At 58.4% G+C, this 25,425-nt stretch carries 24 protein-coding genes; 15 read left to right on the forward strand and 9 right to left on the reverse strand.

Annotation, left to right across the window (positions count from 1 at the left end; genetic code table 11):
- The first annotated feature begins 235 nt into the window (after window positions 1-235).
- From KP003_RS07600 to KP003_RS07620, 5 genes are all read left to right on the forward strand, one after another.
- The gene (locus tag KP003_RS07600) at window positions 236-1,855 is read left to right on the forward strand and encodes a DUF2339 domain-containing protein (protein WP_216791376.1); all 1,620 of its coding nucleotides are present in this window, start codon (window positions 236-238) and stop codon (window positions 1,853-1,855) included.
- On the forward strand, window positions 1,852-2,865 hold the full coding sequence (locus KP003_RS07605; protein ID WP_217300559.1) for a glycosyltransferase family 2 protein: 1,014 nt from the start codon (window positions 1,852-1,854) through the stop codon (window positions 2,863-2,865). Before KP003_RS07600 ends, KP003_RS07605 begins: the two co-directional genes overlap by 4 nt.
- A 2-nt stretch (window positions 2,866-2,867) precedes the next feature.
- Window positions 2,868-3,503: a class I SAM-dependent methyltransferase gene (locus KP003_RS07610; RefSeq protein WP_239027660.1), complete on the forward strand. Its 636-nt coding sequence runs from the start codon at window positions 2,868-2,870 to the stop codon at window positions 3,501-3,503.
- 45 nt (window positions 3,504-3,548) lie between these two features.
- Complete coding sequence (locus KP003_RS07615; RefSeq protein ID WP_217300561.1) at window positions 3,549-5,123, forward strand: hypothetical protein; 1,575 nt, start codon at window positions 3,549-3,551, stop codon at window positions 5,121-5,123.
- Window positions 5,124-5,197: 74 nt separating this feature from the next.
- Window positions 5,198-7,837, forward strand: a complete 2,640-nt coding sequence (locus KP003_RS07620; RefSeq protein ID WP_217300562.1) for a hypothetical protein — start codon at window positions 5,198-5,200, stop codon at window positions 7,835-7,837.
- A 1-nt stretch (window position 7,838) separates the two neighbouring features.
- Here KP003_RS07620 and KP003_RS07625 read toward each other — a convergent pair whose 3' ends face one another.
- Window positions 7,839-8,279 carry a PaaI family thioesterase gene (locus KP003_RS07625; protein ID WP_216791385.1) on the reverse strand — a complete coding sequence of 147 codons (441 nt, stop codon included), beginning with the start codon at window positions 8,277-8,279 and terminating at the stop codon, window positions 7,839-7,841.
- 41 nt (window positions 8,280-8,320) lie between these two features.
- Between KP003_RS07625 and KP003_RS07630 the strand changes: the two genes are divergently transcribed.
- The 3 genes from KP003_RS07630 (at window position 8,321) to KP003_RS07640 (ending at window position 10,180) form a co-directional block, all read left to right on the forward strand.
- Window positions 8,321-8,647, forward strand: a complete 327-nt coding sequence (locus KP003_RS07630) for a hypothetical protein (protein ID WP_216498105.1) — start codon at window positions 8,321-8,323, stop codon at window positions 8,645-8,647.
- A 229-nt stretch (window positions 8,648-8,876) separates the two neighbouring features.
- Window positions 8,877-9,530 (forward strand): IreB family regulatory phosphoprotein, encoded by a 654-nt coding sequence (locus KP003_RS07635; protein ID WP_216498104.1) that lies wholly within the window; start codon window positions 8,877-8,879, stop codon window positions 9,528-9,530.
- Window positions 9,531-9,670: 140 nt separating this feature from the next.
- Window positions 9,671-10,180 (forward strand): hypothetical protein, encoded by a 510-nt coding sequence (locus KP003_RS07640; protein WP_217300563.1) that lies wholly within the window; start codon window positions 9,671-9,673, stop codon window positions 10,178-10,180.
- A 6-nt stretch (window positions 10,181-10,186) separates the two neighbouring features.
- Here KP003_RS07640 and KP003_RS07645 read toward each other — a convergent pair whose 3' ends face one another.
- Window positions 10,187-10,717 (reverse strand): GNAT family N-acetyltransferase, encoded by a 531-nt coding sequence (locus KP003_RS07645; RefSeq protein ID WP_236026789.1) that lies wholly within the window; start codon window positions 10,715-10,717, stop codon window positions 10,187-10,189.
- 281 nt (window positions 10,718-10,998) lie between these two features.
- Between KP003_RS07645 and KP003_RS21720 the strand changes: the two genes are divergently transcribed.
- Window positions 10,999-11,451 (forward strand): hypothetical protein, encoded by a 453-nt coding sequence (locus tag KP003_RS21720; RefSeq protein ID WP_239027630.1) that lies wholly within the window; start codon window positions 10,999-11,001, stop codon window positions 11,449-11,451.
- Window positions 11,452-11,629: 178 nt separating this feature from the next.
- Here the strand turns inward: KP003_RS21720 and KP003_RS07660 are convergent, their stop codons facing one another.
- The 5 genes from KP003_RS07660 to KP003_RS07680 form a co-directional block, all read right to left on the reverse strand.
- Window positions 11,630-12,343 (reverse strand): PEP-CTERM sorting domain-containing protein, encoded by a 714-nt coding sequence (locus KP003_RS07660; RefSeq protein WP_216791391.1) that lies wholly within the window; start codon window positions 12,341-12,343, stop codon window positions 11,630-11,632.
- 774 nt (window positions 12,344-13,117) lie between these two features.
- Complete coding sequence (locus tag KP003_RS07665) at window positions 13,118-13,870, reverse strand: hypothetical protein (RefSeq protein ID WP_216791393.1); 753 nt, start codon at window positions 13,868-13,870, stop codon at window positions 13,118-13,120.
- Window positions 13,871-14,041: 171 nt separating this feature from the next.
- Window positions 14,042-14,488: a hypothetical protein gene (locus tag KP003_RS07670; RefSeq protein ID WP_216791395.1), complete on the reverse strand. Its 447-nt coding sequence runs from the start codon at window positions 14,486-14,488 to the stop codon at window positions 14,042-14,044.
- Between the two features lie 88 nt (window positions 14,489-14,576).
- Window positions 14,577-15,032, reverse strand: coding sequence for a hypothetical protein (locus KP003_RS07675; RefSeq protein ID WP_216791397.1), 456 nt, complete (start codon window positions 15,030-15,032; stop codon window positions 14,577-14,579).
- 504 nt (window positions 15,033-15,536) lie between these two features.
- Window positions 15,537-16,913 (reverse strand): sigma-54-dependent transcriptional regulator, encoded by a 1,377-nt coding sequence (locus KP003_RS07680; RefSeq protein ID WP_216498094.1) that lies wholly within the window; start codon window positions 16,911-16,913, stop codon window positions 15,537-15,539.
- Between the two features lie 141 nt (window positions 16,914-17,054).
- Between KP003_RS07680 and KP003_RS07685 the strand changes: the two genes are divergently transcribed.
- The 4 genes from KP003_RS07685 (at window position 17,055) to KP003_RS07700 (ending at window position 20,221) form a co-directional block, all read left to right on the forward strand.
- Window positions 17,055-17,825, forward strand: a complete 771-nt coding sequence (locus KP003_RS07685; RefSeq protein ID WP_217300564.1) for a slipin family protein — start codon at window positions 17,055-17,057, stop codon at window positions 17,823-17,825.
- Window positions 17,826-18,056: 231 nt separating this feature from the next.
- A complete protein-coding gene (locus tag KP003_RS07690) occupies window positions 18,057-18,797 on the forward strand; it encodes a class I SAM-dependent methyltransferase (protein ID WP_217300565.1) in 741 nt (246 codons plus the stop codon).
- Window positions 18,776-19,567: a dolichyl-phosphate beta-glucosyltransferase gene (locus KP003_RS07695; protein ID WP_217300566.1), complete on the forward strand. Its 792-nt coding sequence runs from the start codon at window positions 18,776-18,778 to the stop codon at window positions 19,565-19,567. The genes KP003_RS07690 and KP003_RS07695 overlap by 22 nt, the downstream gene beginning before the upstream one ends.
- Window positions 19,568-19,705: 138 nt before the next feature.
- Entirely contained in the window at window positions 19,706-20,221 is a 516-nt protein-coding gene (locus KP003_RS07700; protein WP_216498088.1) for a ferritin, read from the forward strand.
- A gap of 256 nt (window positions 20,222-20,477) precedes the next feature.
- On the opposite strand, the gene KP003_RS07705 is transcribed toward KP003_RS07700, so the two are convergent.
- Window positions 20,478-21,545, reverse strand: a complete 1,068-nt coding sequence (locus KP003_RS07705; RefSeq protein ID WP_216498087.1) for a peptidylprolyl isomerase — start codon at window positions 21,543-21,545, stop codon at window positions 20,478-20,480.
- Window positions 21,546-21,736: 191 nt separating this feature from the next.
- Between KP003_RS07705 and KP003_RS07710 the strand changes: the two genes are divergently transcribed.
- The gene (locus tag KP003_RS07710) at window positions 21,737-21,973 is read left to right on the forward strand and encodes a YtxH domain-containing protein (RefSeq protein WP_216498085.1); all 237 of its coding nucleotides are present in this window, start codon (window positions 21,737-21,739) and stop codon (window positions 21,971-21,973) included.
- A 41-nt stretch (window positions 21,974-22,014) separates the two neighbouring features.
- Here KP003_RS07710 and ptsP read toward each other — a convergent pair whose 3' ends face one another.
- Window positions 22,015-24,357: a phosphoenolpyruvate--protein phosphotransferase gene (gene ptsP, locus KP003_RS07715; RefSeq protein WP_216791409.1), complete on the reverse strand. Its 2,343-nt coding sequence runs from the start codon at window positions 24,355-24,357 to the stop codon at window positions 22,015-22,017.
- 156 nt (window positions 24,358-24,513) lie between these two features.
- Here ptsP and KP003_RS07720 point away from each other — a divergent pair, with 156 nt between their 5' ends.
- The gene (locus KP003_RS07720; protein WP_216791410.1) at window positions 24,514-25,305 is read left to right on the forward strand and encodes a tetratricopeptide repeat protein; all 792 of its coding nucleotides are present in this window, start codon (window positions 24,514-24,516) and stop codon (window positions 25,303-25,305) included.
- The last annotated feature ends 120 nt before the right edge of the window (window positions 25,306-25,425 follow it).

The following is a 25,425-nucleotide window of genomic DNA, read 5'->3' on the forward strand; positions in this document are numbered from 1 at the left end:
GGCGGGGGCTCGCCGCCTCCCCTCCCGCCAGTCCCCCTCTCCCCCCGGGAGAGGGTGCCCGAAGGGCGGGTGAGGGCACTGCCGGATGCTGTTATCTTGCCCTTTGGGCAACTCCCTCATCATGGCCCTCTCGCTGAGGGGCGAGGGGATGTCACCTATGCTGCGGAAGATCATGCCTTATAAGGAATAATTTATCGATGTGGTTGCGCCACTTTGGCGGTGAACGTTGATCCCTATGAACTGTCCCAGCAGCGCCCCCCGCGGCGGCACTCCTCGCCAGCTTTTGTTGTTTCTGCTCTTCCTGGTCGGTATCTGTGCGGCCGCGGTCTACATCGGCGCCGTTCCCACCCGCAAGTTCGGACACGACATCTTTTTCCTGCTCGACAACGGCTGGCGGGTATTCACGGGGCAGCGCCCGCACCTCGATTTCACGAGCCCCTGGGGACCGCTTTCCTTCCTGGTGGTCGGGGCCGGCATGGCGGCGGCCCAGCACTCCGTCGATGCCATAGGTTACGGCAACGCGATGTTCGCCTGCATCGCCGGGGTCTGGGGCTATCTGCTGTGCCGTGACACGGTGCCGTACTGGCCCAGGTTCCTGGTCTGCCTCTACCTGGCACTGCTGGTAGTCTCCCCGTACTCGCTTGGGTGGGGCCCGCTCAACTCGAGCCACGCCATGTTTTACAACCGCTACGGCTACGCGCTGCTCGGCGTACTGATGATCGAGGCGTTGCCCTGGGGTGACGGCCTTCTCCGGGGGAGTCGTGCGGAACTGCTCGGTGGCGTATCCACGGGAGCGGTCGCCGCTTTTACCCTGTTCCTGAAGGCGAATTACTTCGCTGCGGCGCTCCTTCTGATCGGCGCGTCTTTTCTGTGGAGGGGGGGCGTAGTCAAACAGCGCCTAGCCGGTATCGCCGCTGGTTTCATCCTGGCGACCCTCGCCTTCCTGGCGTACCTCCAGTTCGACCTCGGCGCGATTCTCAGGGACCTGGACATAGCCGCCGGTGCGCGGGCGAAAAGCTTCAGCTATGCCGAACTGGGCCGCAAGTTTTCCCTCAACGCCATGTACCTTCTGTTCGTGCTCCTGTTGATCATCCAGAGTGTCCGTGCCAAGGGTGGGGCGGGAACCGGGGGGCGCCTGGTCCACGGGGTCCTGCAGGGCTGTTTCGTGTTCGCCGTCGATATGCTCCTTTTATGCAGCAACCAGCAGTATTCGGAATTGCCGCTTACCGCGATCTACGCCCTCTGGGTGGCTGTCGACGTCCGGGCCTGCAACGGCATGTCCGGTAGGGGAGAGGCGACACCGGTGTCTCTCGGGGCGAAGAGCACCCTCCTGATAGGGACCGCGTTCTTCCTGGTGTCCTTTTGCACGCAGCTTACCGGCCTTGCCTACGGCTTGGTGCGCAAGGCCGCTCCCTCGGACCTCGGCTCCGTGGCACGCTTCACCGAAGCGCGCCTGGAGAGCCTTTTGCTCTACGACGATCCTGCGGAACCAGACAGTAACGGGAGGCGATACGTCGAATCGGTGAACGACGGCATGCGCCTGCTGCGGCTGAATTCGGTATCCTCCGATCGGGTCCTGACCATGGACATGATGAATCCCTTCCCGTACGCCCTGGGAAGGCCGGAGCCAAGGGGAGGCATGGCCGCGATCGCTTACAATTACACCTTCAGCGACAGCCACCGCCCCTCCGACCAGAGGTTCTTCGGGGACGCCGACATCGTCATGGTGCCGAAACGACCGGCGGCGCCGGGACGGATGCACGAGGGGTTGATGAGAATTTATCAGCCGGGGCTGCAAGCACGTTTCCGACTCGCCGCCGAGTCCAACCAGTGGTTCCTGTTCAGGCGCAAATGAGAGACTGCAACTCCGCCAGCACCGTCGCCCGGGGGCTCTCCAGGTTCCCCGCCTTCCTCTACGGGTTGCTCGTCGCCGGCTTGGGGCTGGCGGTCTACCTGACCGGCGTGCTGCTCGGTTTCTTCAGGTTGTTGCTGCAGGTCGACGGCCAGTGGCTTTGGGTGGTGGACCGGATTGTCTGGTACAGCGGCATGCCGGTTGTCGCCGGCCTCATCCTTATCCTGTGCGATCTCTTCGTGCTGCTCCCCTACAAGCGCAATGACCGTATCGTGCGCTGGGCGCCTTCCCGGGAGAAGAGCCTCACCGTCGTCCTCACCGCCTTCAACGACGAGTTGAGCATAGGGATGGCCGTGGAGGACTTCGCCGCGCATCCGCTGGTACAGCGCGTCGTCGTCGTGGATAACAACAGCATCGACCGTACCGCCGAAGTCGCCCGGAAGGCCGGCGCCATCGTGGTGCACGAGCCGGTACCGGGGTACGGCAGCTGCGTCTATCGCGCCCTGCGCGAGGGACTTCGCTACACCGATACCGATCTCACCCTTTTGTGCGAAGGGGACATGACCTTCAGGGCCTACGACATCGACAAGTTCCTGGCCTACCTGCCGCACGCGGACCTGGTCAACGGCACGCGCATAAGCGAGCAACTGCGGGAGCAGCGCACCCAGTTGAGCACCTTCATGTACTACGGCAATTTTTTCGCCGGGAAGCTTCTCGAGGTGAAGCACCTGGGCAGAGGGACCTTCACGGACGTGGGGACCACCTACAAACTGTGCCGCAACCGTCCGCTCGAGCGCCTTTTGCCTTACCTGAACCCATCGATCAACCTCGAGTTCAACGCCCACCTGCTGGACACGGCGCTGGCACAGGGGCTTGCCGTCGTGGAATGCCCGATCACCTTCCACGACCGGGTCGGCTTCAGCAAGGGGGGCAACTCCAGCAACTGGAAGGCGCTGAAGGTGGGAACCCGCATGATACTCGGCATCGTCTTCGGATGGAGAAAACGGCTGTGAGCATGATAAAGAGCTACCACGAGATACGCCTCCCCTATGACCAGCGCAGGGACCTGCTCTGGAAAACGCTCTGCGACGCGTACTTCCAGCCCCTGATCCCCGAGCAGGCCTGCGTGCTGGAACTGGGGGCAGGGTACTGTCATTTCATCAACCACGTCCGCTGCGCCCGGCGCATCGCCCTCGATCTATGGGAAGGGATGCCGCAGCACGCGGCTCCCGGCGTTGAAACCATCGTCGGCAGCGCCACCGACCTGAGCCGGATTCCTGAGCGCTCGGTCGACTTCGCATTCGCCAGCAACCTTTTCGAGCACATGGACCAGGACGATTTTGCCCGGACGCTGGACCAGCTTCGCGACAAGCTCACCCCTGGGGGGACCCTGAACCTCCTTCAGCCCAACTACCGTTTCGCCTACCGGGAATATTTCGACGATTTCAGCCACAGGACCGTGTACACAGACCGCAGCCTCAGCGACTTCCTCGCCTGTCACGGCTTCAGGGTCATCCACTGCGCTCCCCGTTTCCTCCCCCTGACCGTCAAGTCCGCTTTGCCCGTGTCACCGTTTCTGATTCGTCTCTATTTGAGGCTTCCCTTCAAGCCGTTGGGGAAACAGATGCTGGTCCGGGCGGTGGCGGCGTAGTGCGGGGGCTGCTCCCGCCATGATAACTGCTAAAGGTGGTACCGATTGAGCAACTGCGACAACAAAAAGAGCTTCCTGCTTCCGTCCATCGGCGACTTCCTCTTCATCGCCCTCTTCCTGCTCATCGCGCTGTACTCCGGCAAGAAGCTACTCAACGACGGCGACACCGGCTACCATATCCGCGCGGGCGAGTACATGCTCAGGACCCACACTATCCCACACCAGGACATGTTTTCCTTCCTCTCGCCCCCGCTTCCCTGGACGGCCCACGAATGGCTCTCCGAGGTGATCATGGCGCTGATTCACCAGGCCTCCGGGCTCACCGGCGTGGTCATCTTCTTCGCCTTTTTCCTGGCGCTCTCCTGTTTCCTGCTCTTCAAGATGATTCGCGCCGAGGGAGACATCCTGGTTTGCCTCTTCGTCGTTCTCCTGGTGGGCGGCGCCGCTCAACTGCACTGGCTGGCCAGGCCGCACGTCTTCTCGCTGGTCATCATGGTCGCCTGGTACTACATCCTGGACCAGTACCAATACCAGGGGAAGAACCACCTCTTCCTGCTGCCTTTGATCATGATCCCGTGGGCCAACCTGCACGGCGGCTTCATGGGGGGCTTCATCCTGCTGGGCGCGTATTTCCTCGGCAACGCCCTGGACGCCTTCTTTGGGCGCGGGGAGAAAAGGGATGAGAGCCTGCGCCGACTGCGCCCCCTTGGTCTGGCCATAGTCGCCTGCATCGCGGCAAGCGCTGTCAACCCTCACGGGTTCCATCTCCTGCTGTTCCCGTTCCAACTCACCTCGTCAAAGGCCCTGATGGACGGCGTCTCCGAGTTCCTGTCGCCCAATTTCCACGAGTACTACATCAAATACTTCGAGCTGCTCCTTTTCGTGCTGCTGGCCACGGTGGGGCTGTCCAGGTACAAGCTGAACCCGGTGGAGATCATTCTGGTCCTTCTCTTTACCCACATGTCGCTCTTCTCGGCCCGGTACATTCCGCTCTTTGGCATCATCGTCGCGCCCATCGTCTCCAAGAGGCTGACCCTGGTGCTCAACGACTCCGAGTCCGGTTTCGCCCGCTTCCTCAAACAGAGGTCGACGAACATCGCCTCCATCGATTCCTGCACCTGGGGGTACCTGTGGCCCCTGGTGACGGTTGCGGCCGTGGTAATCTTGGCCGGCTCGGGACGGATCCATTTTCAGTTCGACCCAAAGATCAAGCCGATGGCCGCCATCGAGTTCCTGAAACGTGAGCAGATTCCGGGCAACATGTTCAACAACGACGAATTCGGGGATTGCCTGATCTACGGGGCGGCGCCGGCCTACAAGGTGTTCATCGACGGCAGGCTCGATATGTACGGCGCCGATAGGCTGAAGGAATACTTCAAGGTGATCACTTTCAGGCAGGGGTGGGAAACGATACTGGAAAAATACCGGATGTCGTGGATCATTTTCCCTGCGGATACGGTCCTTTCGCGCCACCTGCTGATCGACCCGAACTGGAAACTGATCTACGCGGACAAGGTGACCAACATCTTCGTCAGGAACGTGCCCGAATACCGGTACCTCATGGAGAAGTATCCCAACGTGCAGCCCGCAGTCCAGGACGACAAGGAAGACCGGGCCTGAGCGAAGCCGAAAGGAATCACGCCGCTGGCACGGGAAGCGGTTGAAGCCCGACATCGAGTGGAGTTGACGGAGTTATGGACGATTACGTGTGGTTGAACAGAAGGGTAGACCGGGGGGGCATCGTTTGGGCCACCGTGGGCTCCCTTGCGATCCACACCCTGCTGTTTTTCGTGCTGTCGTCGACTGCGATCTACTACCCCCAGACCGGCACAACCGCCAAGTTCGACATCCTTTGGGTATCCCCTACGTCCCTCCCCATGACCGCCACCGCGACCCCCGACAAGGCCAGCAGCGCCCCCACAGCAACGGCCTCTGAACTGCCCCTGAACGCCCTTGCCGCCGTTACCCCTCCCGCTGCCGGGCCCGATGCCGCGGCAGAGCCGGACCCGGTCCCCGAGGCGGCGGAGGCGACGGGGGAAGAGCCCCAGGTAGAGATGGTGACCGCAAGGATGGCCGCCGGCAAGCCGAACCGGCCTGCGCCCGGTCCGAAGAAGATGCCGGTCCTGGTAGCAAAGGCGAAAGACGAGCCGCAGGAGGACGACAGTGCCGAAGTGGAGGAGCCTGAGACCCCGCCGCCACCCGATCCGGCCGAGGAGGCCAAGGCCCGCGAGGAGGCCGAGCGCAAACGGCTAGCGGCATTGCAGGAGGAGCAGGATCGCCAGGCCGAGGAAGAGGCGAAACGCCAACGCAAAGTCGCCGAGAAGCAGGAGGCGGAACGCAAGGCTGCCGAGAAAAAAGAGGCGGAACGCAAAGCGGCGGAAGCGGCCAAGGTGAAAGCCGAGCAGGACAAGATCGCGCGGGAGAAGGCGCTGCAGGAACGCAGGGCCGCAGAAAAGGCACGGCAGGAAAAACTGGCGCTCGAGCGGGAAAAGGCGGCGGCCGTGAAAGCGGAGCAGGAGCGGAAGGCTGCCGAGGCGAAAAAAGCGGAACAGGAATTCCAGGAAAAAAGACAGGCGGAATTGCAGCGACGGGCAGCGGAGCGGGCCAGGCAGGAACGGCTGGTTCGGGAACGCGAGCGGGTTGCAGCGGAAAAGGCGGAGCAGGAGCGTCGTGTGGCCGTCGCCAAAGCCGAGCAGGAACAGCAGGAAAAGCGAGAAGCGGAAAGGGAGCGTGTCGCCACCGAACGCGCCCGGGCCGAGCAGCTGGCACGTGAGCGGGAACAACTGGCAGAGGAAAAGGCCCTGCAGGAGCGGGAGGCGGCGGCAGAGAAGGCGGAGCAGCGGCGCCAGGCTGCGGCCGAGAAAAAGCGGCTTGCCGAAGAGGCCCTGCAGGAAAAGCGCAAGGCCGAGCAGGATAGGAAAGCCGCCCAGCGTGCCGAGGCGGAAAGGCAGGCCCGCGAGCGACAGCAACTGGAAGCCGAAAAGGCCGAGCAGCGGCTCCAGGCCGCGGCCGAGAAAAAGCGGCTTGCCGAAGAGGCCCTGCAGGAAAAGCGCAGGGCCGAGCAGGAGAGGAAAGCCGCCAAGCGCGCCGAGGCGGAAAGGGAGGCCCGCGAGCGGCAGCAACTGGAAGCCGAGAAGGCCGAACAGCGGCGCCAAGCTGCTGCCGAGAAGAAGCGGCTCGCCGAGGAGAAGAAAAAGGCAGAGCAGGAACGTAAGGCTGCCCTGCGTGCGGAGGCGGAGAGACAGGCGCGGGAACGGGAGCAACTGGCAGCCCAGCAGGCGGAACAGCGGCGCCGGGCGGCGGCCGAGAAAAAGCGGCTGGCCGAGCAGGCCTTGCAGGATAAGCGCAAGTCCGAACAGGAGCGGAAAGCCGCCCAACGTGCCGAGGCGGAGAGGGTGGCGCGCGACCGTGAGCGCTTGGCAGCGGAGAAGGCGGAACAGCAGCGTCAGGCCGCGGCAGAGAAGAAGCGGCTCGCCGAGCAGGCGTTGTTGGAGAAGAGAAAGGCAGAGCAGGAGCGGGTGGCCGCCCTGAAGGCCCAGCAGGATAAGCTGGCGCAGGAACGGGCCCAGGCGGCAGCCGCCAAGGCCGAACTGGCGCGTCTGGCGGCAGCCGAGAAGAAGAGATTGGAGCAGGAGCAGCAGGAGCGGAAGAGGGTTGAAGCAGAGCGCCTTGCCGCGCTGCGCGCCCAGGCCGAACAGTTGGCCCGGGAGCGGGTGGCCGCTGAAAAGGCGGAGCAGGCCCGTCGTGCCGCAGTGGCCGCAGCCGGGCAACTGCAAGTCCCCGTAAAGCCGGTCGAGGCAAAGAAAGAAACGGTAGGACCGAGGCCTTCAGAGAAGCCGCCGGAAGAGAAAGGGATCGTGATTCCCTCCATACACGGAGACTTGAAGCTGATTGTTGCCGGGGCACATGACGTCAAGCTCGCCGTATCCTTCAAGGAATACCCGAAGTCGAAAAGGGGGAGGGCGATGACCCGCAGCGAGTCCCGGCGCGAAAAGCAGTTGTCGCCCATCGTGGTCAAGACGCCGGAAAAGACCCGGGAGGCGATCATCGAGAAGGCAGGGGAGGGGATCTACACCTTCACCGTGGAAACCGAAGGCAAAGAGCCGGCCCCCCTCAAGTTCACCTTGAAGATCTATGAACAGAGCAAGACCGGGAGGACGAAGCAGTTGGGAGCCAAAACCATCTCAGGCAAAGGGGTGGTGGCCAGGGTGCTCATGCCGGACGGAATTCTGTGGGAAGACGACGAGGCCTTCACCGGCAGCATGCAGGACAGCGATGGCGTCACCAAGTTCAACGCCGAAACCGGCCTGGTCTGGAAGGAGTACGCGCAGTAATTCAAGGAGCACCCTTCCTCTTGACGATGAAGAATGCGTTGAACTCCGCCACTTTGGTCTCGCCGTTGAAGATCTCAGCCTCGCCGACGATCTTGCGCTCATCCTGCGGGATAGCCCGCGCCACGGCCCGTACCGAGCCTTCCCGAACCGCGGCAAAAAACTTGAGATGCAGGTCCACCGTGACGAAGTCTGATCCCTCCGGGAGGATGCTCTTGATGGCCATGGCCACAGCGGTGTCCGCAAGGGAGGTGATCGCCCCTCCGTGCATGAGCCCCACCCCTTGGGCAAGTTTCAGTTTGAAGGGCATGCTGAGCACCGCTCGTCCGTCCTTCGCCTCCTCAATCCGCATCCCCAGGTATTCCTCGAAGGGAGCGCAGCCGATCCATTCCGGGAGCCGGAACTGTGGCGTCGCGTCGGTCATATCCTCGTCGTAGTTGTACATGTGGTATCCTCTAAGCTACTCAAAATATTAAGGAGTAATGCATGAAACGGAAAGGAATCACCATGAACTGGAAGCTTGAATCGTTGGGCGCAGCCGTCATCTGTCTGGTCGTGAGCGGGTCGGCCTTTGCAGACACCCTGGTCATCAAGTACGCCTCCGGTGAGGTACAGACCGTCGCCTTGTCCGGACCCGCCAAGGACATCCAGGATATCAAGGTAGGGGAGACCTCAGTCCCCTTGTCTGAAAAAGTGAAGCAATTCCTGCTCGGGAAGCAACCCGCACCGGATCAAGCCGCGGGGAAGGAACCGCAAGCGGGCGCGAAAAAATCGGGCCCCCTTTTGCAATGGGCCCCTCCGCTTGCGGAATAGATCGGTTCCAGCCAGCCGTGCGCCCTCATATTGTCCTAAAGGTCAGCTGATTTCAATATGATAATGACCTTTTCGATTTGCTTGATTATTCCCCTCCCGCGTGCCCGGATTTTTCTCGACGAATAAATCTGCGCCTTGACAGGTTCCAGAGGTGCAGGTATTTTACTGTATCGTTAGAGAAAATTAATCACAAATTGGTCTGCCCGAGGCGGGACCAAAGGAGGTGGCAATGGGGGTGCAGCGAAGGATAAAGCGAGATTATCGACGGCTCACACCAACGAAGTTCCACGCACTAGTTCTGAAGGTGAAGCATTGCCTGACCGGAAACTCGATCTTCTCTGATGATTTTTGGGGGGCCAATATCTTCATCAGGCAACTATTTTTCGAGAAGGCGGCTCTTTACGATGCAGCCTACCGAGCGGCCAGCAATGGAGATCGTGCGCTTATTCGGGAGCGGGACAAGATCATGGAGGAATTGGTAGTCATCCTGGAGGAAATAGCACCGCTTCTGGAAGCTGCTTCCATTCGTAATCCGGATGCGCTTTTCACCACCGGCTTCACCGTGACCCAGGAGCGTAGAAGTCACACCAGGGTAAAATTGCCCCTCGTTTCTCCTAACGATTTGAACGTGGTGAACACTGCAGAGCAGGGGAGGGCGGTTGCTACCGCCAGTACCATGCCGGGCGCTTTCAATCACGAGATTCAGATCAATAGAGGCAATCCCTCTGTGGAGGCAGACTGGTTTCACAAGTCGATCTTCCCCGATGCCTCAAACATGAACCTGGAAAACCTGGAAGCGGGGAACACCTTCTTCAGGATGAGGCACCACGGTTCCGATGGTCCTGGACCCTGGTCCCCTACCGTGAGCGTAACCATCACCTGATTTACATTTCGGTTCCGGAGGGTGCCACCAAGGCACCCTCCATCATACCCACACCCTCCCGGCGGCACCCCCCACATCCTCACTGACTCTTGGCTCTCCCTCATCCACATCGACGAATTCTCCCCTAAGCGATTTGATGTTTGCCCCTCCTAGATCCTGTTATCCATCATCTACGAAGGAAGATTGCCAGATACATAGCCGATAGGGCATTTACACAAAATCCTTTACACGCCCAAAGGCGCACCAGCGACTACAAAGAACGCAGGAGCGATTACAAAGATAGGGGGCGCGATTACGAAGAAGGGGATCGCGACTACGAAGAAGGGGATAACGACTACAAAGAAGGTGATCGCGACTACGAAGAAAGGGATCGCGACTACAAAGAAAGGGATCGCGACTGCGAAGAAAGGGATCGCGACTGCGAAGAAAGGGATCGCGACTGCGAAGAAAGGGATCGCGACTACAAAGAAAGGGATCGCGGCTACAAAGAAGGTGATTGCGACCACAAAGAAGGGGATCGCGACTGCGAAGAAGTGGATCACGACTGCGAAGAAGTGGATCACGACTGCGAAGAAGTGGATCACGACTGCGAAGAAGTGGATCACGACTACGAAGAAGTGGATCGCGACTACGAGGAACGTACCGGCTAGCCTGCGTCAGCCATCGACGGGATGGTTTGGCGTATCTAGCAACAACTGGTAGAAAGCCAAATCGAGCCAGCGGCCGAACTTGAAGCCGACTTGCGGTAGCGTGCCGACGTGCCTAAAGCCAAGCTGCTCATGCAGCGCTATGCTTCCGGCGTTGGTCGCATCAATGCCGCCTATCATCGCATGAACGTCATTGTCTCGGGCCGCAGCTATCAGCTCTTGCATAACCGTCCGGCCGAGCCCATGACCACGATGATCCTTATGCACATATACCGAGTGTTCCACCGTGTACTTGAAGGCCGGAAAACCTCGGAAGATGCCATAGCTTCCAAATCCCAGCAGCACTCCACTGCTGTCCTCTATCCCGATTACCGGAAAACCGCCCGCCCGTTTGGCTTCGAACCACTCGGCCATGAACTGGCGCGTCCGGGGCTTGTAGTCATACAGCGCGGTCGAGTTCAAGATCGCCTCGTTGAAGATTTCCAGTATCGCATCCGCATGTCGCTCAAAGTCGCAGCGCACGATAGATACTTCGCTCATCATTAGTTCCTAGATCTTAAAGTTTCTTCCAGTACCTTGGCTTTCGATGCATGCGCGCAATGGCTACAACGACAATTTCAAAGAGGCAACAGCTCCCCCCCCTTGAACGCCTGCAACTAGTTGATCACCTGCTCCAATCGTTGGACGCTTCGCTACCTTTCCACGTGGCTAGCTTAAATTAAAAGGTTGTATAAGTCAAAGAAGGATAGCTCGTCCTGTACAGCTCGAACTGCTGGCGTCCCCGAAAGGCGACAGGACCCGATCAATATCGGGAGGGAAAGGTGGATATCCCTAATCGTTCGATACGTGCACTGAAAATCTCAAGAATGCCGGGCGGGAACTATCAGTTGAGGGGGCGGTACCTGCTGGATGAAGAGAAGGAGGCCTCGCAAAATCTGGTAAAATGTTTACCTGCAGCGATACCGCTGCAAAAACTGGAAAGGAGGAACACCATGGCGTATCTCGAGATCACGTTGAAGGTGTCCGATGAAAATCGGCCCGCCGCCGCTGGAGTGTACAAAAAATACAAGGAACCATTCCTGAAGCAGATCAAGGGGGCGCAGTCGAAGCAACTGCTCGTCAGGGAGGAGGACGTGCAGGTTCTGCACGGTTTCGCCACTGTTGCCGATGCCAAAGCCTACCTCGAGAGCAAACTCTTCACGAAAGATGTCGTGGCGGAACTTAGCCCATACCTGCAAGACCAGCCCGAGGTTCGCATCTATGAAGTCATTTAAGTCCTGAAAAGCGCTTCCCTAAACTAATGACAAAAGGCACCTGGGCTTTGCCGGTGCCTTTTGTCATTAGGGTGCTGGGGGATAGGCTGTGGGGATTTTAGATCCCCTGGTGGATGGATGATGATCTACTGACAGCGGACCGGCGGGAAGATCAACGGATGATTAAAGCGCCAAAGAATCAACGGCCGCGTTTGTGCAACCGCCATCTAGCCAGTCCAAGAAATCCGACGCTTAAGAGCAGCAAGGTTGATGGCTCGGGCACCGGCGCGGCCTCTGAAACCTGTCCGGAGCGAACGGCCATGCCAGGGAGAAGGGGGCTGGCCTCGTGGCCCACGTCCTCGCCATCCACGTACTGGAAGCCAAAGTAGGTATCGAAGTACCAGGCGTAGTTCGGAATTCCAGAGGCCTCCGTGCCCGACCAGTACGAGGTCGACTGCAAATGCTGGAATGGACCGTCATTGACCAGCCCCCAGCCTGGTTGATAGTTACCGCTGGTGTCATAATACCCTTTGTTTCCCAGTTCGGTGTAATAGAGATGCCCGAACTCGGAGGTAGCAATATTAAAGCCGCACCCCGAATTAGTTAGATCATCCACCGAGGTAGGCAAGCGCCAGTTGCTGTCGGTCCAGTTGACACTGTAGCCGGACGTATTGATGTTGGTGAGTACGTTTCCCAGCCCGGACGCCCAGGATACCTGATCAACCCAGAGGTTTGTGCTGTTGCTATAATCCAGCCAGACCGTTGAACCGTTGGGACCGTCGTTGTCCCAGATCAGGTTGTAGCTGACACCCTGATAGCTTGCAGTGCCGATGGTGGTGAGAGTGGCGTTGGCTGTCCCGGCCACTGCCGCTGTCAGCGCTGCTGCCAGTAATGTGGATAGCTGCTTTTTCATCTATAGCCCCCTCCACATAAATTATTTTATAACATCTTGCAAATATTTTACCGTCTCGCTACCTGGCCGGTGTTGCACGCCATTTCAGATTCACAACAGGGTGCGCATTGACCATAAGTGTAAAGTTTCACGACTGTAAAAAAAGGGGTTTTCGAGTGGAATCAAAGCACCGACTCCTCGGCCATAGGCATAACTATCAGGTATTATTGAGAGAGAGGGGAATTCGAGTGTAAAGTTTTCAGACAGCAGTAATGCAGAAGGTAAGATTCGGATTCTGGTATTCTATGAGATCTGTGCCCCACGATACTCGTCGGACAAACAATAACCACCTCGCTGCGGCATGAATTAAAGCTTTCAGCCTTCCGGCAAAATTTGTAGCAATTCAAGGGGCTTTTGAAAAAATGTAAGGACTTAATTGTTTGCCTGTTTCAGGATTGGATTAAAAAGGTAGGGACTCTATTGTCGATGTAAGGACTTAAATTGTCTCCGGACAGCAACTGTCAGGAGACAATTAAATCGTTACAAAAAGAGACGCCAAGGCCCTGTTTTCACGCTTGTAGCGTTATCTTACTCCGCACGGAAAATTCTTACAATTCCGGCATACTTTTCATTAGGCGACCAATTCCCCAGACAATAAAGTCCTTACACTTTGACGTAAGAGGGAGTTAGTTGTGGCCGCAGGTGACCACGATGTTTAAACTGCACAACGTGTACGGCTTTGATCCGCTGGCTTTTGGGCGGGTCGTAAGCCTGGTTATGCTCACGACAGAAATTTTAATGACCAAATTGGATGTATTTACACTGCTCAAACTTGAACGCCTTGGGTGAATCCCAGGACGTGACCATTGTCGCTCCGACCTCAACCCACTTTTGGCAAACGGGGTCTTTGTCGGCAGTGACAGTGTTTTGGGAATAGGTCCACAATTCTGGGTACGCCTCCGAGTTTTCGAGCGTGGAAACACGAACGACATTGCACAGGCCGGTAGGTCCGGGGTTGTACAGCCACTTGTTCTTCGAAATACGCGAAAAATGCAGATCAAAGGTGTTAAGTGTGATGGAGCATGTTGAGCCTTCTATGTCTTGCTGGTCAAGAAGGGCCTTCTTCAGTGAGGTTTTGTCCTTTGATAAGGTAATTGCCTTGATTACTGATACTAAGTCCTGAGCATATGCTTGTTGCTCAGGAGTAGCATTCTTCATCCGATTCTGAAATTTCTCCATGCCCGTACCGGACAATTCTTTTTTCAGCTCCTGTATTTCTTTCCGTTGAACCTTTTCCAACTCCTTTATGGCTTCTACTTTCCGTTCGGCCAAATCCTTTGCGGAGGTCGCAGATATCATCACCTGAGTAAAGGCACAGTCAATTTCCTGAAATGGGGCCTCACCGTAGCACTTCATGGCCATGGCTGAGTTATTCCCGATGGACCCCATGAGGGTGAAATGAGGTGGCTCGGCAATATCTTTGGCTTCCGTCTCGGAATAAGCCGGTGTGGCAGCAAGAAGCAACATAATTAAAATATATTTAAGCATGGAAACTAGCCCCCTGTGTCTGCTTATTTCTTTAACTTACATTTATTTTTTTATGCCATAACGGCTCGGCAGTTGACCCGCCAGCCCAGTCTTTTCGGGCGGTCGGCGTCCAACTGTCTTGTTGGCAACTCCATGCTTTTTCTCAAATATGGGAAATGAAGAGTTGACCTTTCATCTTTCTTTTGGATTACGATCTGCTGCACGGATGACTTCAGCTGAGCAAAAATCTTCTAAATATGTGCTTTCCGACACAGAAGAGAGCCATTTAACCGAAACGCTGAACTGATGACTGACGCCATCAAATTTCCACGTGTAGCAACGACCACCGCCGGGTGAGGAAACGGTGTGATGTGCGTCTTGTCGTCTGCCTTGTATTGAACGGTGCTTGCCTGTCGCGCGGTTAATGAAATCGGCATCAAGTGTGGGTTGGCCATTGTGATCTATGTCGGACCAGTCCAAACGGAGTTGAATATCGTCGTCCCCAACTGGAAATTGATCAAAGAAATGGCAGGCGCTACCTAGTCGGGTTTTGAGCACAGATGTTACGCCCGTGTCATTGAATGTCACAGTCACTGATGCTATGTTGCCCTCTATTGCACCGTGACGGATTGGTTGCATAGACACCTCGTTGAATATAAATTGCTCAACGGGTCGCCGCTGAGCCGCGAGCGTCAGCGAGACGACTCCAGTGGCGGGTTAGGCGGTATCACCGAATAATAATTCTTGGTTCTTTATCTCTTGCCTTTTCAATTTCTGCTTTAGCTTCGCGCATGTCCTTGCGCCAAGAAAGTACAACTGTCGAAAGCGTCCCAAAGATAGCCACGAGCGAAGCAATCAGTGGTTGTATTGAATCCCTATCCAAGCTTGATCGTTCCTTATCAAGTACCTGCAAAAGGCGTGTCTGATCGTCTGCTTTGACTGTGGCGTATGCAACGTGATCTCTGGCGTCCCGTAGCCAGGCAGGAGAACCAGCAGGAAACTGCGAAACGCCAACATCCAACTGTGCGCGTGCTGCAGACAAGTGCTCACTGACATCACGGATATTCGATCGTGCGAGCGTTACTGGATCGATCTTTAAATATAAGTAGATCGGTTGGGAAATCCAGATGAGCACCGCGACGACCAAGACGATGATTAGTTGTTTCTTGTAATGGAATTTCATGGCACGTCTCCGGAGTTATGCAGCCTAACTACTTATTGAGCGGTTCACGCGCGCGTGAACCGCTGATCTGCCAAAAACTGTGATTCTACAGGTCCTCTCAAGTCAAAAAAATCCTAGCCTATAAAAAACCACGAAAGGTCATCATTCGCATAACTCACCGTATTAAATCGCTTGTCTCTTGGAACAAATGTTCCATTCGGCTTGATGAGCGGTTTTCTGCTCAATAACCCGCGCCATTCTACCGCGAAGGTATAACCTTTTTTAATTGTGGTCAATTGCAAAAAAATCATTCTAGCTATTTGGCTGGAAGAGGGGGGGGCGTGAGGAGGAGAGGGATAAGGGGGCAGGGCGAGTGCCCCCATTTTGCATCAGCAACCAGGGTGAGGCCTTTGTGGTGAGTTCGAATAGGTAAGCTGGTTAATGAAAAACGCAAGGACTTAATTGTCGATGTAACAACTTAATTGTCGATGTAACGACTTAATTGTCTCCCGACAAGAAGAAAGTCTACATCGGCATGCCGAGGCGGCGCATCTTTTCGACGAGGGTGGTTCGGTTGATGCTCAACATGGCGGCGGCACGGGCTTTGACGCCGCCGGCCAACTGCAGCGCCTCGCCGATCATGCGCTTCTCGATCTCGTTGATGGCCTGGACCATGTCGATGCCGGCCGGGGTGACGCTCACGGAGTGGGAGCCTTCCTGGTAGTTCTTGACTATGTTGGCGGGAAGATCGCGCAGGGTGATGACGTCGCCTTCGGTGAGGGCAACGATACGCTCCACAATGTTCTCCAACTCGCGCACGTTGCCGTTCCACGGATACGCCTCCAACGCCTCCAACGCATCCTTGTCCAGGTGCATGATGGGACGCTGCATGGAACGGCAGTTCTTCTCCAGGAAATGCTTGGTGAGGGGGAGGATGTCCTCGATCCGCTCGCGCAGGGGCGGGATCAGGACCGGGATGACGTTCAGCCGGTAGAATAGGTCCTCACGGAAGTTGCCGCGCGCGACTTCTTCCTCGAGGTTCACGTTGGTGGCGGAAATGACCCGCACGTCCAGCTTGATCTGCTTGTTGGAACCGACCCGCTCGACTTCCTGCTCTTGCAGCACGCGCAACAGTTTGGTCTGCAGGTGCATCGGCAGGGTGCCTATCTCGTCCAGGAAGATGGTGCCGTTGTTGGCGGCCTCGAATTTTCCCACCTTCTCCTTCACCGCGCCGGTGAAGGCTCCCTTAACGTGTCCGAACAGCTCGCTCTCCAGAAGGTTCTCCGGAATGGCGGAACAGTTCACCGCGATGAACGGCTTGTCCTTGCGGTTGCCGTTGAAGTGGATCGCCTTGGCGACCAACTCTTTCCCGGTGCCGGACTCGCCGAGGATGAGGACGGTGGAATCGGTCTTTATGATCCTCTTCATGCGCGAGAAGAGCTGCTGCATGGCCTGCGAGTTCCCGATGATGTTGGCGAACTCGTACTTCTCCCGCAACTGCTTCTTGAGGTAGACGTTCTCGCTTAACAGCTGCCCCTTTTCCACGGCCTTGTCGATGATGATGCGGAGCTCTTCGATGTTGAGGGGCTTGGTGATGTAGTCGTAGGCACCTTTTTTCATCGCCTGCACGGCGGTTTCGGCGGAACCGTGACCGGTGACCAGGATGACTTCGGTGCGCGGGGAGTCCTGCTTTACACGGGTCAGTATGTCGATGCCGTTCACGTCCGGCAGGAACAGGTCGCTGATGACGATGTCGAACGGCTCGCCGGCCAACAGGTCGAGCCCCTCCTTGCCGCTGGAGCACCCCTTGATCGCAAAGCCGCTCGCCTTGAGCAGGATGAGCATCGCCTCGCGGCTGCCGTCGTCGTCTTCTATGAGCAGTATCTTGATGTTCGGTTTCATTCGGAAATTTCCCATAGTTAGAGTTTTCTTCAATAACATGGATGAGCGGATTTGGCAATACGGCAATTTGACGTAAGGCCCTGTTTCGATATACTTGGGCGGGTTTTCAGGCTTTAATAAGAGCTGTAAACGGAGGGAATCATGAACGTCGTGAACCTGTTTCCGGTCCTGGTGGTACTGTTCCTGATAGTTGCTTTTCTTGCCAATGCCATCCGCATCCTCCCCGAGTACGAAAGGGGGGTGCTGTTCCGGCTCGGCCGGGTCAAGAAGGTGCGCGGCCCCGGCCTCGTACTGATCATCCCTGGCATCGACAGGCTGGTCCGGGTTTCGCTGCGCATCGTGGCCATGGACGTTCCCTCCCAGGACGTAATCACCCATGACAACGTTACCGTCAAGGTTTCCGCGGTCATCTACTTCCGCGTGATCGACGCGGTGCGGGCCGTGGTCGAGATGGAGAACTACCTCTACGCGACCAGCCAGCTCTCTCAGACCACCCTCAGGAGCGTGCTGGGGCAGGTCGACCTCGACGAGCTCCTCGCCAACCGGGAGAAGATCAACCGGGAACTCCAGGAGATCTTGGACCGGCAGACTGAGCCATGGGGGGTGAAGGTGTCGACGGTCGAGGTGAAGAACATTGACCTGCCGCAGGAAATGCAGCGTGCGATAGCCAGGCAGGCGGAGGCGGAGCGCGAGCGGCGCGCCAAGGTCATCCACGCAGAAGGCGAGCTGCAGGCTTCCGAGAAGCTGGCCCAGGCGGCCAAGGTGATGGCGGACGAACCGATGTCGCTGCAGCTTCGCTACCTGCAGACGCTGACCGAGATCGCGGCTGAGAAGAACTCGACCACCATCTTCCCCGTGCCCATCGACCTGATCAAGATATTCATCGACAAGATGGGAACGAACAAGGGTTAGTTGAAGCTGCGATCCGCACCGATGATGGCCTCTCCTCCCATCCTCTGCCCCCCTCCCAAAAGGAGAGGGGGAATGCTCATAGGGGAGGGGCATGCTCATGCACCGGGAGAGCTGGTGTGGATGTTTGGGAGGGCTGCCTGTAACAAAACAGCAATCATTGACTTATGCCCCGCTGATGTGAGACATTGGCGCAATCTTATCCTGGACTGACAAAGGCAGGGTCACGGTCGGATGGATCTCAAAGAGGCTCAGGCAGGACACCAAAAGAGGCACCCGTGGGAGACCTCCCGACTGGATGCTTTGCGCGATATCCTTTCGGGGCATCTGGCCGAGGGGGTGCGGGTCCTCGATGTCGGCTGCGGCGACGGTTTCGTTGCCGAAACTCTTTTCAAGGATAACGCCGTCCGATCAATCACCGCCGTTGACTGCAACCTCTCCGAGGAACAACTGGGTGCGTTCGCGGCGAGAAAGACCGGTATCTCCTTCCGCAAAGAGTTGCCCGACGAGGGGAACTTCGACCTGGTCCTGCTTCTGGACGTGCTCGAGCATATCGAGAAGGACGGCGCTTTTCTCAAGGACGTGGTGAACCGGCACCTCGCGTCCAAGGGCCTCGTCCTCATAACGGTGCCCGCTTTCCAAGCCCTCTTCAGCGAGCACGACGCCTTTCTCGGACATTATCGTCGCTACAGCCTCTCGCAGTTGCTGCGCCTGGTCGAAGGGGCGGGGTTGAAGGTCCGGCGCTCGGGCTACCTGTTTTCCTCCTTGCTGTTGCCGATGCTGGTACTCTTCAAGCTATTTGGTTCGGCTGCCTCCTCTGAAGGGGTTGGGCGTTGGGGAAGGGGGGCGCTGCTAACTTCTCTGATTCACCAGGCGCTGAAGCTCGACAACAAGATGCTGCTTGCCGCGGGCCGGTTTGGGATAAAGATACCGGGCCTCACAGGATGGGTGCTGTGCGAAAAACAAGGATCGTAGTCCCCTGTTACAACGAATCGCAGCGCCTCCTGCCGCAGGCTTTCCTCTCCGCCCTGCACACCGATCCCTCCTTGTCCTTCCTCTTCGTCAACGACGGCAGCACGGACGGCACCTTGCAGGTACTCAACTCCATCAGGGACGAAAATCCCGCCCAGGTCGAGGTGATCGATCTGGAGAGCAACTGCGGCAAGGCGGAGGCTGTCCGGCGCGGGATGTTGGAGGCGAGTGCGGGGGCTTTCGACTACGTTGGGTACTGGGATGCCGACCTGGCAACGCCGCTCGAGGTCATCCCCGAGTTTTGCGTGGTACTGGAGCAGCGCCAGGTCGACGCCGTGCTGGGGGCGCGCGTTCGGCTCTTGGGCAGGAGGATCAAGCGCAGAGCCCTGAGGCACTACCTGGGCAGGATCTTCGCCACCTTCGCTTCGCTGCTTTTGGGCATGAACATCTACGATACCCAGTGCGGGGCCAAGATCTTTCGCAACTCGACGGCGTTGCAAATCGTCTTCTCCAGCCCGTTCAAGGTCAGTTGGATTTTCGACGTGGAGATGCTGGCGAGGTTTCCGTTGGTGCTGGAATTGTCCAGCGCCGAGGTGAGCGACAACTGGGTGGAATTTCCGCTGCAAGAATGGCGGGATGTCAAGGGATCCAAGGTTTGCGGCGCGGATTACCTGAAGGCCGTGGCCGAGTTCGGCACCCTGTTTTATTACCTGAAGACGCCGGCCAGCAAGGCCTACAAACGCTACCTACACGGGTGGGGCCGTCGACCCTAGATTCCCGGACCTGACCCGCACTACCTGCCTCGCGTATACCTTGCTTGCCAACGGCACAGCCTTGGGTAACATAGAACGTGCATCATCGAGACGAATATTCCAGACTACGTGCTATTTGATTACAAGGAGGAGAACCTGATGCTGACCGAAAAGATTTGCACCGCTCTCAATAAACAGCTCAACAACGAACTTTACTCTGCCTATCTTTACCTTTCCATGTCTTCCTATGCCGCTTCCATCGGACTCAAAGGGAGCGCCAACTGGTTCATGGTTCAGTACCAGGAAGAGATGGTTCATGCTATGAAGTTTTATAACTACATCAACAGCCGCGGTGAGCACGTGAAGCTGCAGGCGATCGCCGCGCCTCCCGAGGAGTTCAAGAACCTGCTGGACATGTTCGAGCAGACCTTGAAGCACGAGCTCACCATCACCTCCTCGATCAACGATCTTACCGACCTTGCCCTCTCCGAAAAGGACCACGCCACCAACATCTTCCTGCAGTGGTTCGTCACCGAGCAGATCGAAGAGGAGGAGAACGACAGGGACATCATCGGGAAGCTCAAGCTGATCGGGGACAACGGGCAGGGGCTGCTGATGCTGGACAGCGAGCTGGCGACCAGGGTCTTCGTGCCGCCGCCGACAACGGCGGCGTAAATAACAGCAAAATCCCCCTGTCCCCCTTCGCAAAGGGTGGGACGTCAGTTCGCGGGCATCAAATGCCGCGCCCTCACCCCTGCCCCTCTCCCAGGGGGAGAGGGGAGAAGAGAGATGGGCAAGCGCCGCAGGTGATGATCCCCTCGCCTTGTAGGGAGAGGGGAGATGGGATAGAGAGAGCACGATAAAAAAAGGGCCCGGTATACCGGGCCCTTTTCGTTGATGACTCTGTCTTTGGATGTGCCGCCGCGGACTTTTATTCTTTCTCGATCTTGGCGGTCTTCCTCAGTGTGTCCACCAGGCTGGACACTTCCTGCTGCACTTTCTGCCGTTTCAGGAAGTCGGTGATCTTGTCCTTCACGTTCTCGAACTTCTCGGCGCCCGCCTCCTGCTTGTCGGTCACCTTGATGATGTGGTACCCGAACTCGGACTCGACCACGCCGCTTACCTCGCCTTTCTTGAGGGCGAAGGCCGCTTTCTCGAAGGCGGGAACCATTTCACCGTGGCCGAAAGCACCGAGGTCGCCACCCTGGCTGGCGGAGGGGCAGGAAGATTCGGCTTTGGCGATGGCCGCGAAATCCTCGCCCGCTTTCACACGCTTTAGCAGCGCCTCCGCCCTTTCCTTGGCGCGCTTGCGCTCCTCCGGCGTTGCCTTCTCGTCGGCACCTACCAGGATGTGGCTGGCACGAACCGCTTCCGGCTGCTTGAAGTACTGGTCCTTGTTCTCCTCATAGAACTTCTTGGCCTCGGCATCGGTGGCCGCCGCCTTGGCGGTGAACTTCTGCTCGATGAAGTTGTTGATGACGATGTCCTTGCGGGTGAAGTCCTGCATGTCCTGCATGGTCATGTCGACGCTTTTCAGGGCTTCGATGAACTCCTCGTCGGTCTTGAACTTGGCGCGGTTCAGAGACACCTTGTCGTTGACCTGCTTGTCCAGGTCGGGTATTTCGAGCTTGGCGGCTTCCTGGTACAGGAGCTCCACGGAGGTGAGCTGCTCCAGTACGGCGGATTCGGCCTCCTTCTGGGCCTCGGGCGCCAAGGGTTGTTTCACCTGGCTTTGCGCCAGCATGACCTTGAGGGCGCGGTCCATGTCCAGCTTGGTGATCACGGCGCCGTTGACGCGGAGCACGGCGATGTTGGCGGGGTGCTGGGACTGATGGGACAGTGCCTTTTGCTGCTGCTCTTTCGCCACCTCAGAGGCTTCCTTGAGCGGATCCTTGGCCGCGCTACCTGCGGCCTCCTCGGCTAGAGCACCGGCGGGAAGCGTCAAGGCCAAAAGCAGGGCGGCAACGGCAGGCACAGTGGATTTATTGAAGGAAAACATGCATATCTCCTTTGGGGATTTTTATCAGCGGATAGTAGCATCTAATTCTGTCCAATTCAAATCAGAAAACGGGATGGCAGGAAAAGCGTCATTATTTGTTGTTGGGGGTTTTATTGCGCTGCGGAATGTGATAAGAATGACTGCACATTTTTCTCCGGTTATAACTTCCAGAACCAAAAGGAGCATACGACATGTCGAAGAAAAGCGAACAGGCCGCACTGCTGGCCTTCCTGGCCGGAGCCGCGGTAGCTGCGGGTGCCGCTCTCCTCTTTACCCCGAAAACCGGTCGCGAGGTCCGCGAGAAGCTTGGCGAAGCCAAAGACGAGGCGCTTGACAAGCTGAAAGGGTGCGTGAAAAACGCGAAGCTGCGCTCCAGGAAGAACGGCTCCGATCAGCTGAACTACGACGGCGGCGACTGCTGGATATAAAGTAGAGAGGCCGGGTCCCTTGCGGGGCCCGGCCTTCGTTTTCAAAGCCCCAGTTCCCGCTGGGTCGCTTCCAGGTATTCCCTTATCGACTGGGCGCTCTCCATGGCGAGCACCCGGTCGCCGATCTCCCGTGCCTTTTTCAGGGTTATGCGGCGCACTGCCTCCTTCACCCGGGGGATGTTGGGCGCCGACAGGCTGAAGCTGCGCAGGCCAAGCCCCATGAGCAGTATCGCGTTGATCGGCTCTCCCGCCATCTCGCCGCAGAGCGACGCCGGCTTGCCCGCGCCCGCGGCGGCATCCGCCACCTTCTTGATGGAACGCAGCACCGCCGGATGGTACGGGTCGTACCATTTCCTCACCCTCGGGTTGTTGCGGTCGCAGGCCAGGGTGTACTGGATCAGGTCGTTGGTCCCGATGCTGAGGTAATCGACCTCCTTCACCAGCATGTCGGCCACGAGCACCGCCGCCGGCAGCTCGACCATCACACCCAGCCCGATCCGGGCGTCGAAACTCCTTCCATCGCGGGTCAACTCTTCCTTCACCTGTGCCAGGATCGCCTTGATGCGCCGCACCTCGTCCACCCCCGAGATCATCGGGAACATGAGGGTGCACTTCCCGGACGCCGACGCGAGCAGGATGGCGGCCAGCTGCTCCCTGAGGATGTCCTCCCGGTCGAGCGACAGGCGCATGGAGCGCCACCCAAGGAACGGGTTGTCCTCCTTGGGGTGCGGGAAGTAGGAGAGCCCCTTGTCGCCGCCGATGTCGAGGGTCCTTATGTTGACCGGCAGCCCCGGGAACCCTTCCAGCACCTTGCGGTAGACCGCCGCCTGCACCTGGCGCGAGGGGAGGGAAGAGCGGGTCATGAAGGGGAACTCGGTACGGTACAGGCCGACCCCCTCGGCCCCGTGCAGGTGCGCCACCTTGAGATCGCTCAGGAGGCCGATGTTGGCCAAAAGCGTGACGGTGCAGCCGTCCGGGGTGCAGGCGGGGAGGTCGCGGATCTCCTCGAGGGCGCGCTGCTTCAGGTCGAACTCGCCCTGCAGCCGCACGTATTCCTGCTTCACGCTCTGGTCCGGGTTGACGTAGACGCACCCGGAGTTTCCGTCCACCACCACCTCGCTGCGCACGCCGACCCGCTGCAAGAGCCCCTCCACGCCGAAGACGGCGGGGATGCCAAGGGCGCGCGCCATGATGGCCGAGTGGGCGTTCTGGTTCCCCTTTTCCGTGGCGATGCCGATCACCTTACCGTGATCCATGATGGCGAGGTCCGAGGGGAGCAGCTCGCGCGCCACGATGATGCGCTCGTCGCGCAGCCGCTCGCGGTGGCTGCTGTGGCCGTTCAGGGCGTCGCAGATCCTGCGCCCGATGTCCTCCATGTCGGCGGAGCGCTCGCGCAGGTACGGGTCCTCCATCCTGGCGAAGGCGGAGACGTAGGCCTCTACCACCTGGTTCACCGCGCGGTGGGCGCCGAGCCCTTCCTCTATGAGTGCGGTGATCTTCGCGATGAAGCCGCGGTCCTCGAGGATCATCAGGTGGCTGTGGAAGATGGCCGCGTCGGCCTCGGAGAGGATCTCCCCCATCCGCTTTTCCATGTAGATGGTATGGATGCGGGCCTTCTCCAGGGCTTGGTGGAACATGTTCAGCTCTTCCGAGCGGGGGCGGGCGCGTTCCAGGACCGCCTCTTCGCTGGGGCCCCTGTGGTGCAGGATGGAGACTTTGCCCAGGGCGAAGCCGGGGGATATGCCGATCCCGGTAAGGGCGGAGGAGGAGGGGGACTTGCGCGCGGAGCGTCCCCCTTCTTTGAGTACGCCGTTCTTCCTGAGACGGTCCACCTCGGCGGCGTAGAAGGCGCGCTCCTCCTCCTTCTTGCGGATGGAGTCGAGCAGTTTGGCGTTGGAGACGATGCTGGAGATCTGCCAGGCTATGGTGGAGACGGCGCTGATCTCCTGGGGGGTGAAGGTCCGCGCCTCGCGATTCTGGATGACCAGGACACCCATCGGGTTGTCGCGCTCGAAAAAGGGGACGCCCAGGAAGGAGAGTACCTTCTCTTCCTTGGTCTTGCGGAAGTACTTGTAGCGGGGGTGCCTCGGGGCGTTGTCGGTGGCGACCACGCCGCGCTGTTCAACGGCCAGGCCGGTCAGACCCTCGGAGACCTTCATGGTGATGCCGACCGAAAGCCTGGAAAGGCCGCGGGTGGCGTGCAGGCGCAGAGTCTCCCCGTCCTCCTCCAACAGGTAGATGGAGCAGACGTCGGAGGACATCCTCTTAGCCACCAGGTTAACGATGTTGTCCAGAGTCTCCTGCAGATCGTGGGACTGGAGAATCAGCGCGCTGATATCCTCCAGTGTCCTCAGTCCCAGTTGCTCACCAGCCTCCTCTGGCATTGCCTTCCCCTTTAGCGTGTGATTGCTGCAGTATAGATGAGAAAAATGATATGTGAAAGGTTTTAATGCATTTTGAGTCGCTCTTAAGTTGGCAAAGGGAGCGCTTCCTGTTATAGTGTGCGCCAATGAAATCCGATTGGAGTCGTGGAGGTGGCAATGGCAACAACTTTTGATGAAAAGCTGGCAAACGGCATAGCGCAGATGGAGTCCGGCGAATACGCCAAGGCCATCGAGGCTTTCAAGGGTTGCACCGCGCTGGAGCCCCAGAACGCGGAGGGGTACTTCTACCTCGGCGAGGCATACTCCGAAGCTGGGCAGGTCGATGACGCCATCGCCGCCCTCAAGAAGGGGCTGGAACTGGCCCCCGGCGACCTGGATGGTCTGACCGCCCTGGGGGACGTCTACTTCGAATCGGGCAAGCACAAGGACGCCCTGGGCTGCTATCGCAAGGTGACCGAACTGCAGCCCAAGGATTGCGACGGCTACGTCAGCATGGGGCTCGTCTACAACGCCATGGAGCGCGCCGACGATGCGCTCAAGGCCTTCCAGAGGGCGCTGGAGCTCGACCCGTCCAACGTATTCGCGCTGAACGCCATGGGCGACCTCTACTACGGGCTGGGCGACAACGAGAAGGCGATCGCGGCCTACCACCGCGGCATCGAGATCGACCCCACCGACGCCACCGCCCGCTTCAACCTGGGCGAGCTCTACTACGATATGGACGACCTGGAGGCGGCCGAGCGGGAGACCCTTGAGGCGATCCGTCTCGACCCCGACTTCACCATGAGCTACCTGACCCTGGGCAACATCTGCATCGACCAGGACCGCACCGCGGAGGCCATCAAGCACTTCGAGAACTACCTGAAACGTGAGCACTCGCCCCAGGCGAGGGAGATGATCGCGGAGGTGAAGGCGGTGGTCGAGGGGCTCAAGGAGGAGATGAAGTAGGCTGTTGGGGGCCAGGGACTAGGGACTAGGGACTAGGGACTGGCTGAAATTAGTAATTAGATAAGCAGAAGGGGAGCCGATTTGGGCTTCCCTTTTTTCGTTCGTAGACGAAACCCCCTC

Origin of the sequence: Geomonas diazotrophica, from assembly GCF_019063885.1 — a bacterium.
In the GTDB taxonomy this organism is placed as follows: domain Bacteria; phylum Desulfobacterota; class Desulfuromonadia; order Geobacterales; family Geobacteraceae; genus Geomonas; species Geomonas diazotrophica.